The organism is Alkalibacillus filiformis (genome assembly GCF_030814115.1).
In the GTDB taxonomy this organism is placed as follows: domain Bacteria; phylum Bacillota; class Bacilli; order Bacillales; family Alkalibacillaceae; genus Alkalibacillus; species Alkalibacillus filiformis.
The window spans coordinates 1-12,393 of sequence record NZ_JAUSUP010000022.1; the positions used below are offsets into that span (position 1 = coordinate 1).

The 12,393-nt window shown below is 41.3% G+C and carries 8 protein-coding genes; 2 read left to right on the plus strand and 6 right to left on the minus strand.

What is annotated here, in order from left to right; genetic code table 11:
• Positions 1-406 precede the first annotated feature (406 nt).
• The 4 genes from J2R98_RS14310 to gltB form a co-directional block, all read right to left on the minus strand.
• On the minus strand, positions 407-1,141 hold the full coding sequence (locus J2R98_RS14310; protein WP_307070160.1) for a nuclease-related domain-containing protein: 735 nt from the start codon (positions 1,139-1,141) through the stop codon (positions 407-409).
• Between the two features lie 73 nt (positions 1,142-1,214).
• Positions 1,215-2,006, minus strand: coding sequence for a pyrroline-5-carboxylate reductase (proC, locus tag J2R98_RS14315; protein WP_307070162.1), 792 nt, complete (start codon positions 2,004-2,006; stop codon positions 1,215-1,217).
• A gap of 168 nt (positions 2,007-2,174) precedes the next feature.
• Positions 2,175-3,662 carry a glutamate synthase subunit beta gene (locus J2R98_RS14320; protein ID WP_307070164.1) on the minus strand — a complete coding sequence of 496 codons (1,488 nt, stop codon included), beginning with the start codon at positions 3,660-3,662 and terminating at the stop codon, positions 2,175-2,177.
• 19 nt (positions 3,663-3,681) lie between these two features.
• The gene (gene gltB, locus J2R98_RS14325) at positions 3,682-8,199 is read right to left on the minus strand and encodes a glutamate synthase large subunit (RefSeq protein WP_307070166.1); all 4,518 of its coding nucleotides are present in this window, start codon (positions 8,197-8,199) and stop codon (positions 3,682-3,684) included.
• Positions 8,200-8,341: 142 nt separating this feature from the next.
• Between gltB and gltC the strand changes: the two genes are divergently transcribed.
• Complete coding sequence (gene gltC / locus J2R98_RS14330; protein WP_307070168.1) at positions 8,342-9,247, plus strand: glutamate biosynthesis transcriptional regulator GltC; 906 nt, start codon at positions 8,342-8,344, stop codon at positions 9,245-9,247.
• On the opposite strand, the gene J2R98_RS14335 is transcribed toward gltC, so the two are convergent.
• Complete coding sequence (locus tag J2R98_RS14335) at positions 9,248-10,093, minus strand: fumarylacetoacetate hydrolase family protein (RefSeq protein ID WP_307070170.1); 846 nt, start codon at positions 10,091-10,093, stop codon at positions 9,248-9,250.
• 78 nt (positions 10,094-10,171) lie between these two features.
• On the minus strand, positions 10,172-11,068 hold the full coding sequence (locus J2R98_RS14340) for an AEC family transporter (protein WP_307070171.1): 897 nt from the start codon (positions 11,066-11,068) through the stop codon (positions 10,172-10,174).
• Between the two features lie 268 nt (positions 11,069-11,336).
• Between J2R98_RS14340 and J2R98_RS14345 the strand changes: the two genes are divergently transcribed.
• The gene (locus J2R98_RS14345; RefSeq protein WP_307070173.1) at positions 11,337-12,125 is read left to right on the plus strand and encodes a carbon-nitrogen family hydrolase; all 789 of its coding nucleotides are present in this window, start codon (positions 11,337-11,339) and stop codon (positions 12,123-12,125) included.
• Positions 12,126-12,393 lie beyond the last annotated feature (268 nt).

A 12,393-nucleotide genomic window follows, 5' to 3' on the forward strand; every position in this document is an offset into this window, starting at 1 on the left:
ATTCCATATGAAAGCATCTTCTTTCATATGGATTAAAAGTTTGCCTTATGAGAGCAAAAACATGTCCAATATATTGACAGAACGTCACTATGAGCCTCTCGACCGATTCTATGCGTCTCTCGAACGATTCTATGAGCCTCTCGACCGATTAAAAGAATGACTTAAATAATCAAAGTCTGTTTTATAGTCGAATTTTAACCTATATTTTGTATAGCGACCTTTTCCTGTTTGATCTTGAGCATATTTTTGCAACATGTTTCTTGCTGTATGCCTCGATGTGATCCCAGTAAATTGCATAAACTCTCCATTTGTAATGGTGTTACCTTTTAATAGATAGTAATCTTTTAAGGCAGTGTGCGCCCCGTCTCGACATACATGACCGCATTTAGTGCATCTCCACCTTAGATTACTCATAAACTATTGTTATAAAATTGCATTTTTCGCAGGTGACACCTTGTATGAGCTCATCAAAATTAACCCCAAACCTCCCCAATATATCAGGCTCGTGATCTTCGTGGCACTCTTTGAAATAGTAAGCGAGTTGTCGTGCGGTGCCAACTAAGAGAATTGATTGGTTATAGTGTTCGTTAACACGGCGGATATAGGCTGGAAGTTTGGCTAAGGGGATTATTTTTTTAATGTGTTGTTGGTGCGATGGGTGGATGTTCATTCGGACATTTGGGCTTGTCATCACGACGACGGTTTCAATTGGGATTTGTCCGTAATTTGTTTGGGCAAGCCAGTTAACGAGTTGGAATTTTTGTTCTTCGACTTGGTTAAGGGGATCGTCGTATGCTTTGTCGTGATGAAAAAGTTGGTGAGATCCTTCATGCATCACGACATCGCCGCTCATATTTTTTGATTCGATGATTAAGATGAAGTTCGGTGTCACTAGGATAAAATCCATTTGAAAGTGTTTATTTGAAAAGGCAGCTTGAAGTCTGATGTTATGCAAAATGAAGTTCGGAAAGGTTAGCTTTTTCAGCGGATATAGTACGCGCTTTTCGCCGATGTAACCGGAATGTTCACGCTTAATCCGGTCTTTCACTTGTTCATATTTAGCGTGATAAGGATCGAGGCGGTTAGCTAAACATAACAGCTTTAAATAATACGGTGTGAATGAAATATCTTTAATAATCATGAGGGAGGGCCTCCTTGTGGGGATTTCTCAAGAAAAATGGCTTGCCTAAGCAAGCCATTCATTTAAAAATATACTATTTTCCTGAGCATTTGTCCATCGCTTGAATGATGGCGCCGCGGAAGCCGTTTTGTTCTAAGGCATCGACGGCTTTAATCGTCGCGCCGCCTGGTGTACATACTTGGTCTTTCAGTTCGCCTGGATGATAGTCAGTGTCTCGTACCATTTTAGCTGCGCCTAGCAGTGCTTGGGAAGCATAGTCGTAAGCTTGTTCGCGTGGGATGCCTTGTTTTACTGCGCCATCGGCTAATGCTTCAATAAACAGATAACCGTAAGCTGGTGAAGAGCCACTAACAGCTGGAATTGAATCCATTAACTTTTCACCAACTTGATCAACCTCACCGTAAAGTGAAAATAACGACTCAACTAATTGAATGTCTTCTTCCGTTACATGTTCATTAGCACAATAAACCGTCATACCTTCTCCGACCATTGATGGGGTATTCGGCATCGACCGAATAATTTTCGTTTCCTTACCAAAAGCCAATTCAATATCTTTTAACCGCACGCCAATCGCGATCGTAATAATAATCGTGTTTTGACTAACATGCTTGCGGATCTCTTCAATTACGTTAGGATAAACGTGTGGCTTAACTGCTAGAAACAGCAAGTCACTTTCACTTGCAATTCGCTGATTATCTGTCGCAACATCGATCTCATATTTTTCTTTTACATAGTCAATCGTTTCTTCAGTCACAGCAGAGGCATGAATTTGTGACGGGTTAATATTGCCGTATTGAATCATGCCGTTAATAATCGCTTGTGCCATTTTGCCGCAGCCTATAAAACCGATCTGTTGGTCAACCATTAATAAGAATCCTCCTTCATAACGACTTTCTAGTATATACCATTGTACGCATTTTCGAGAAAAAATACCAACTGTACATAAAAAGTCTACCTAGTAAAAGATTTTCAAACATTCTCCATTTACTAAAGAAAAGAAGTTGATGCCTTTAAAAGCACCAACTTCTTATGTCTAAACGAGATCTGCTGTTTCTTCAGTTTGTAAAAATTGTTCGACTTGCTCAGCGACTTCACGACCTTCGCGAATCGCCCATACGACTAAGCTTTGACCGCGTCTTGCATCTCCTGCAGCGAAGACGCCTTCTTCGCTCGTACGGTAATCTTTAGTTCCATCGACAGTCCAAATGCGACCTCTTTCATCTAACTTCAGGCCAAAATGCTCTAACACTTCACGTTCTGGACCTGTAAAACCAATGGCGACAAGGACGAGATCGGCTTCCCAAATTTCTTCTGATTCAGGAATTTCTTTCGTTACTAGTTTGCCGTCTTCCATTACTTTCTCAACACGGACAGTACGTAACGACTTCACATTTCCGTCTGCATCTGCTTCAAACGCTTGAGTTAAAATTTCATATTTACGCGGGTCTTCATCATTTGCTTCTAAAGATTCTTTGTAGCCGTAATCTAGTTTAAAAGTCATTGGGTACAGTGGCCACGGGTTATCTTCCTCACGTTCTTCAGGACTTGCTGGGTGTTTACCGAACTGCACGACACGGTTACACTCCTGCCTTAGTGCTGTTGCGACACAGTCGGCCCCTGTGTCACCACCACCGATGACGATGACGTTTTTACCTCGTGCGTGAATCGGAGCTTTTTCAGGATCTACCGCCAAAGCTTTCGTAGATTCTGTTAAATACTCCATCGCAAAATGAATGCCTTTACTATCACGATTTTCAGCAGGAACATCACGGTGTTCTTGTGCACCAGTACATAAAATAACTGCGTCATACTGCTGTTTTAACTCTTCACGTGTTATATCTTTTCCTACTTCAGTATTACATTCAAATGTAATGCCTTCTTCTTTTAGCAAGTTGACACGACGGTCGATCGTGTCTTTTTCTAACTTCATGTTTGGAATACCATACATTAACAAACCACCAGGACGATCGTCACGTTCGTAAACGGTGACATAATGACCTTGTTGATTCAGTTGATCAGCTGCTGCTAAACCTGCTGGACCAGAACCGATGACAGCGACATGTTTACCTGTTCGGTGTTGAGGTGGGTTCGCTTCAACCCAACCTTCATCAAAACCACGCTCAATAATTTCGTTTTCGATCGTTTTAATCGCGACTGGGTCATCGTTAATCGCAAGCGTACAAGATCCTTCACAAGGTGCAGGGCAAACACGTCCTGTAAATTCAGGGAAGTTGTTCGTCTCCTCTAATCTTTCAAGCGCGTGCTTCCAATCACCTTCACTCACGAGCTCATTCCATTCAGGAATAAAGTTGTTAACAGGACAACCGATATCCGAATGATCAAAATTAATCCCTGTATGACAAAATGGCGTACCACAATCCATACAACGCGCGGCTTGTTGTTTTAAATCCTTTTCATCTAAACGAATCGTATATTCTTCCCAATCTTTTATTCTTTCAATTGGGTCTCTTGTCTTTTGATCTTTTCGGGAAAAATCCATAAAACCTCTTAAATATCCCATTTGCGCACCTCCTTAACGGTTATTGAACGACTTTGCTAGTCTGTTTTTCTTCTTTTTCTTTAAGGAGCTTTTCTTTATATTCGATCGGGATGACTTTAACTAATTGATTAGCCGCTTCACTCCAGTTGTTCAGCAAATGTTTAGCCCGTTTACTACCTGTGTATTCTACATGGTTAACTAACATTTGTTTCACTTCATTAAGCTCTTCTGACTCTTCAATTGATTCGAACAGTACCATGTCGTGGTTTGATTTTTCTTTAACGGCTTCTAGATCTTGATTCCAAATGTATGCAATACCACCTGACATACCAGCTGCAAAGTTTTTACCAATCTCACCTAAAATGACGACACGGCCACCTGTCATATATTCACACCCGTTATCACCGACACCTTCGACGACTACTCGAACACCACTATTCCTAACTGCAAAACGCTCACCAGCTGCACCGTTAACATAAGCTTCACCACTCGTAGCGCCAAAGAATGTTACGTTACCGATAATCGTCTCTGCCATACGATGAACGGACGGTGGATTATGTGGCTTAATCGCTAACTTACCACCTGAAAGTCCTTTACCAACGTAATCGTTCGCATCACCTGTCACGTGCATCGTAATGCCTTTCGGTAAAAAGGCGCCAAAACTTTGACCAGCAGAACCTGTAAAGTGAAGGTTTATCGTATTCTCTGGTAAACCTTCCTCACCGTAACGCTTCGTCACTTCATGGCCTAATTCAGTACCAACTGTTCTATCGGTATTTCCAATCGGCAAGTGCAACGTAGTCGGCTCTTTTTCATCTAGACTGTTTTGCACATTCGGTAGAATCTCTGTCTGATCGATGTGAACCTCATCGTAACGATTAATGTGAGGACGCTCACGTTTTAACCATTCATCATTTGAATGTTGCATTAATGGTTCTAAGTCTAACTGATTAGCTTTATGGTGACCTTGTTTACGACGGTGAACTTTTAATAAGTCTGTACGGCCAATTACTTCATCTAAAGAGCGTACGCCTAGTTGAGCCATAATCTCACGGACTTCTTCAGCAATAAAACGCATGTAATTAACAACGTGATCTGCTTGGCCAGTAAACTTTTTACGTAAGTCTGGGTCTTGTGTTGCAATTCCGACTGGACACGTATCTAAATGACAAGCGCGCATTAAAATACAACCTAATACGACCATTGGAGCTGTTGAAAATCCATACTCTTCAGCACCTAATAATGCTGCTTTAACGACGTCTTTACCTGTCATTAACTTACCGTCAGTTTCTAACCTTACTTTTTCGCGTAAGTTGTTTAACACTAACGTTTGATGTGCTTCTGCTAAACCTAACTCCCACGGTAGGCCTGCGTGACGAATACTTGTAATCGGTGAGGCGCCTGTTCCACCTTCATAACCACTAATTAAAATAACGTCAGCTTTACCTTTAGCAACACCAGCAGCAATCGTACCAACACCCGCTTTTGACACGAGCTTCACGTTTACGCGTGCACTCGTATTCGACTTTTTCAAGTCATAAATAAGCTGAGCTAAGTCTTCAATTGAGTAAATATCGTGGTGTGGTGGCGGTGAAATTAACCCGACACCTGGTGTTGATTTACGAACGTCAGCAATCCACGGGTGAACTTTCTTACCTGGTAAGTGACCACCTTCACCTGGCTTGGCACCTTGAGCCATTTTAATTTGTAGCTCTTCAGCATTCGATAAATAATGACTTGTCACACCGAAACGACCAGAGGCAATTTGCTTAATCGCACTGCGACGACTGTCACCATTTTCATCTGGCGTAAAGCGATCAGGGTCTTCTCCACCTTCACCACTATTACTTTTACCACCAATACGGTTCATCGCCACGGCTAAAATTTCGTGCGCTTCCTGACTTAATGCACCATAAGACATGGCACCTGTTTTAAACCTTTTCCAAATCGATTCTACCGACTCAACTTCTTCTAACGGAATCGGCTCTTTATCTTCAACATCAACGTCTAACAAGTCACGTAAAAATGTCACTTTTTCGTTGGCAACTAAATCAGTAAACTGATTATATTTCTCACGATCGTTCATACGTGCAGCATGTTGCAACGTATGGATCGTTTTCGGATTAAATGAGTGGTGCTCACCATCGCTACGCCACTGCATATCACCACCAGAAGGAAGTGTCCCTCTCGTTAGCGGATATGCTTGGCGATGACGTTCTAAACTTTCTTCAGCAATCGTCTCTAAGTCGATTCCTCCTAGTTTAGAAGCAGTCCCTCTAAAGTACTTTTCCATCACTTCTTCACTTAAACCAATCGCTTCAAAAATTTGTGCACCGCGATAACTTTGAATCGTCGCAATGCCCATCTTAGACATCACTTTGACGATTCCTGAAGTTGCCGCGTCACGATAACGATCAAACGCTTCTTCACGCTTAAAGTCTTTAATATATTCATCATCGATTAACTTCTCGATCGAACGATAAGCTAAATAAGGATAAATCATATCTGCCCCAAAACCAATTAACGTTGAAAATTGATGGACATCACGCGCTTCTGCCGTTTCAACAATTAAACTAGCTTTCGTGCGCAACCCTTTTTCGACTAAATAATGGTGCAAGCCACTGACAACAAGTAGTGACGGAATCGCTACTTTTTCTTCTGACTGTTTACGATCAGTTAAAATAACTAATGATACACCTTGGTTAATCGCTCTTTCAACACGTTTAAATAGTTGGTCTAATGCTGGTTCAAGACCTTTAGCACCATCTTTGACATCAAAACAAGTCGATACTTTCTCAAAACGGAAATCACTACGCGAATTGTGAATGACCGCATCGAACTCAGCCTTTTTCAAAATTGGTGTGTACAAACGAATTCTCTTACAATGCTCGGGTCCATCGTCTAACACATTCGGTTTTGGCCCTAAATAAGAAGTCGTCGATGTTACTAGCTTTTCACGAATCGCATCAATTGGTGGGTTCGTTACTTGGGCAAATAGCTGTTTAAAATAGTTAAACAGTAGTTGCGGTTGTTCAGATAGTACGGCAAGCGGCGTATCATTTCCCATTGAACCAATTGGATCGCGCTGCTCTTCAACCATCGGCAAAATATTTTTCATCACTTCTTCTTTCGTAAAACCATTTGCCAACTGAAACTGCAACAACGTTTCATCCGAAATCCCTTCGCTACGTTGATCCATCGGCAGTCCACTTAATTGAACTAACGATTGGTTTAACCAGTCACGATATGGATACTTTGTTGCAATCTCTCGCTTAATATCATCGTTATAGTAAATCTCTTTCTCTTCTAAATCGATTAATAGCATATCACCAGGACCTAGACGGCCTTTCTCAACGACGCTGTCTGGTTCAACATCTAAAACTCCAACTTCAGAAGAATAAATAATACGACGGTCATCTGTAATGTAATAACGAGCCGGTCTTAAGCCGTTACGGTCAATCGATGCACCGATGCGCTTACCGTCAGTATAAGCAACCGCTGTCGGCCCATCCCACGGCTCCATAATACAACTTAAATATTCAAAGCATGCACGCTCAGGGTCACTCATTTGTTCATTTAAATCCCAAGCTTCTGGTACCATCATCATCGCCGTTTCCGACAATGTACGGCCATTCATCACTAAATATTCAAACGCTTGGTCAAGCATTCCTGAGTCACTTGACGTCTCATCAACTACCGGTAAAAGGTCTTTGTGACGCTCACCGTATACATGCGATTGCGCCGCTGTTTCTCTTGCTTTCATCCAATTAACATTTCCTGTAATCGTATTAATCTCACCGTTATGCATAAGCATACGATTCGGATGGGCACGCTCCCACGATGGGAACGTATTCGTACTGTAACGCGAGTGCACCATACCGAAGTTCGTTTTTGCACTTGGGTCAGCTAAATCTAAATAAAACTGGTCAAGCTGCTCAGCTGCAAGCATCCCTTTATAAACGATTATATTTTGAGAAAGGCTCGCCACGTAAAACGGCCCTTCTTTTAATTGTTCATCTGATTCTACTTTTTTCTCTACAATTCTACGAATCAAGTAAAGATCACGGACGAACTTTTCCTCTACCTTTACTGATTCGGATTTTTTTATAAAAATTTGTGAGATGAAAGGCATGGTCCCTTTTGCAGTATTAGAAATAACACTTCCATCAACTGGAACATCACGCCAGCCAATGACACGATGACCTTCACGCTCTACCGCTTCATTAAATAGTGATTGAGCTTTTTCACGTTTTGCTTCATCTTGAGGTAAGAACACCATCCCTACAGCATACTCTCCTCGCTCTGGTAACACCTCATTCCACGTACGACGAAAAAGTTCATCAGGTATTTCTAACATGAGTCCGGCACCGTCACCTGTGTGACCATCAGCACCACGGCCTCCTCTATGATCTAACCGAATTAATATTGTAATCGCATCTTCAATCATTTGATGAGTCGAAACACCATCCATCTGTGCGACAAAACCTATTCCACATGCATCACTTTCAAACTTTGGATCATATAACCCTTGTTTTTGTGGAAAACCTGTTCGTATCATCGTGTCACCTCATCTTTCGAAAGTTTAAATTTTCAGACAGTATTGTGTTTCTATCTTATGCTTTTTCTGTTATGCTTTCAATATATATATTCGATTGTATTAATCGCAAAATGAGATAAAGCGCTTACAAAGGTTGGTAGACATGGAACTAAGACAATTAAAATACTTCATAAAAGTTGCTGAATTAGAACATGTGAGTGAAGCAGCGGACCAATTACACGTGGCACAATCAGCTGTTAGTCGTCAGATCGCGAACTTAGAAGAAGAATTAGGAGTCGAACTTTTTCTACGTGGTGGAAGAAAAATTCGTTTAACGCCAGTTGGAGAAGTCTTTTTAGAAAGAATTAAAATGGCGATGACAGAGATTGAAAATGCAGAGCGCGATGTGCGTGAGTTTTTAAACCCTGAATCAGGTACGATTAGACTCGGATTTCCAACAAGTCTTGCAGCGAAAACACTGCCTTCTGTTATTTCTGCGTTTCGTAAAGAACACCCACAAATCGGGTTTCAATTACAGCAAGGAACAGTTAATGATTTAATTGACGCTGTTAAAATAGGACAAATTGATTTAGCTTTCGTTTCACCAGTCCCTCTTAATAACCAAAATGTTAAAGGGGATATCTTTTTCACTGAAAAAATTCAAGCTTTACTGCCACGGTATCATGAGTTTGCCCAAAACGATCATTTACGACTTGATCAATTGAAGCATGAACCGTTCGTCTTGTTTCGCCAAGGGTATATTATGCGTGATTTAGTTACACAGGCGTGTCAGCAAGTTGGATTCGAGCCGAGAGCAGCGTTTGAGGGTGAAGATGTTGATACAATTAAGGGATTAGTTGCAGCAGGTTTAGGGGTAAGTTTACTGCCAGAGATTACATTAAGTGAAAGGCCATCTAGAGATGCGCGAATCATTGATATCGCTGAGCCCAACATGACCCGAACAGTAGGAATGGTGCGCCCCAAACATCGTGAGGTCGCACCATCGGAACAAATCTTCTTCGATTTTCTATTAAATTATTATCGCAAACTGGATCAATTCGGTTGGTAATCACCCGACGATATTTTCTAAAACACCGACATCTTCAATTTCAATGCGAATGCGATCGTCTGGTTTTAAAAATTTCGGAGGGTCAAAGCCTTTACCGACACCACTTGGCGTTCCAGTCGCAATGACATCCCCTGCCTGTAAGGTCATTCCATCTGATAACGTCTCAATTAGTTCACCGACAGAAAAGATCATTTGAGACGTGTTCGAATGCTGACGCAACTCACCATTGACGTAAGTTTTAATATCTAAGTTTTGTACATCACCGACACGGTCTTGTGTAACGACAGCTGGACCAAATGGCGCAAACGTATCTAACGACTTTCCACGGAAAAACTGCTGGTGCTTCTTTTGTAAGTCGCGTGCTGTAATGTCGTTTAAAATCGTATAACCGAACACGTAATCTAAAGCATCTTCACGCGAGATGTTTTTCCCTGGTTTGCCGATGACAACAGCGAGTTCACCTTCATAATCAAGCTGTTTCGTTTCCATTTCATGCGCATCAATCGTGGCATTTGGGCCGATGATCGCACTTGGTGATTTCGTAAAAATAACTGGCGCTGTTGGCACTTGGCTTTCATCATTTCCAGTCATCTCAAGCGCGTGCTCGCGATAATTTTTCCCAATACACATCATGTTTTTATTCGGGCGAAACGGCGCAAGAATCTCGACTTCATGAAGTGGAATGTACTGATTAATTTCTTGGAAAAAGTTAATCCCACCGTAGTTCTGAATGACTGAATGAAGCGTTGGAAATACATTGACGAGCTTATCCGAATAGTAAACGCCATCTTCCTCTTGAACTCCCCAAAATGTTTGACCCTTAAATTTAAACGTAATAAAGCGCATGCGACTGCCTCCACGTAACCTATTTTCTTTTAGTTTATCACGAAAGTGGCGATCATCGTTAATATGAACTATGAGTTTTTACCCTAAAATGATGAGTAATACAGAGATCGTCACAACACTTAAAATCGTCGAAACTAACGTCACACTTGAGACGAGTTCAGGCTTAGCTTTAAACTCTAGTGCATACATTGTTGTCGTTGCTGCTGTCGGCATCGCAGCTAACACAATTAACGTAATAGCTACTGTAGAAGATAAAGGCATGAACGACACAAGTGCCCACGCAATAAGAGGTGAAACGATTAAGCGAGCAGTCGTCCCTGTAATGACTTTACCCGTCTCAAACTCTTTAAATGAAATATTCGCTAATTGCATGCCTAAACCAACCATCATTAATGGCAGGGCAACGTCAGCCATAAACTCAATCGTCTCAGCAGCACTTCCAGTAATATCGATATTTAACCATTGCGCTACAAATGCAGCAATAATCGCATAAGTTGCAGGCATTTTCATGACAGCCATTAAGGCGAAACGTATTCCACTTGAACTTCTTGATGCATAATAAACACCGAAAAAATTCATAATTAACGCTTGAAGCGCCATAAAGACAACAGCGACCACAAACGCATCTTGTCCGAACGCGAATAAAACGACAGGCGCACCATAGTTACCAGCATTCATAAAGGCGCTCGATAAAATCATGCCGCTTTCCTCTTCCTCGTCCCACTTCATAATCCACCTTAAAATTTTGTTTAAAAGGATTAGCGCAAATAGTAGTAGAAATGCAAACAGCACAATCGTCCAAAACTCTTGTCCTAACTCAGTTTCATAAAAAGATTGGAAAACGAGTGCTGGAATAAATACGTAAATAGTTACAGCTGACACTGAACGAACGTCAAGTTTACGCCACTTTTGTAAGACGTAACCGATGAAAAATATAAGTACAATTGGAAAAACAACTTCTATAAATACACTCAAAACTGACACCTTCCTAATTTGAAACGGGAGCTCGGAACAGAACATTTATTCCGGCGAGTTCTCTTGCTTTTCCGGCGAAAAATATTATATTCCGGCGAATTCTTTTATAATCCGGCGATAATTTAAATAATCCGGCGAAACGTATGAATTTTCCGGCGAATTGCTTTTCAATACAATAATAACTTTATTTTAAAGTTTCATATGTATACTGTACACTATGAGTAGAACATTCGGAAAATTTTAAAGCTCTTATTAGGAGGTTTTATGATTGAAATTTTCATTATGTCAAATGGATATTGTGCCTGGAGACCCTGAAGCGAACCGTAAACGCGTCCAAGAGTGGATTGAATCAACTGTTCAAAATGAAAACCCTGATACGATTGTCCTTCCTGAAATGTGGACGACTGCTTATACGTTACCGCAACTTGAAGAAATTGCCGATCATGACGGTGAACCGTCACGGAGCTTTCTACAACAGCTCGCACAACAGCATGACGTTAATTTAATCGCTGGTTCGGTCGCTAATAAAAAAGAAGACGGCATTTACAACACAGCGATCGTCATTGATCGTAAAGGTAATGCTGTTTATGAATATGACAAGGCTCATCTTGTGCCTATGTTAGATGAACCACAATACTTGCAAGGTGGCAAAAAAAGACCTGAAGTATTCGAACTCGAAGGTTTAAAAATTGGTCTAATTATTTGTTATGACTTACGTTTCCCTGAAATCATACGTCCACTTGCTTTAGACGAAGCTCAAGCTTTATTCATTGTCGCAGAGTGGCCTGAAGCTCGCGCCAACCATTGGGAAAACTTACAAATTGCCCGCGCGATTGAAAATCAAATGTACGTCCTATCTGCGAATCGAATTGGAAATTATAATGGTGTGGAATTTAGCGGTCGCTCGATGGTCGTGAACCCATGGGGCGATGTACTTGAAAAAGGTTCACAACATAAAGAAGAAGTGATCACGACAACGCTTGATTTAGAGAAAGTGAAACAAGTCCGAAAAGACGTGCCGATCTTTGAAAGTCGAGTGCCTCATTTATATGATTGAGGTTGGGGTGAGCGCTGATAAAATTTCGTGAACGCTGATAAGTTTGGCACGAGCGCTGATAAAATTTCGTGAACGCTGATAAGTTCGGTCCGAGCGCTGATAAAATTTCGTGAACGCTGATAAGTTCGGTCCGAGCGCTGATAAAATTTCGTGAACGCTGATAAGTTCGGTCCGAGCTTTTAAGCCCCCTTAATCCTTTGGACACCAAAATTGGAAAAGCTTACAATGTATTTAATCTAATTTTGGGCAATGAGGAGGGATAAAATGG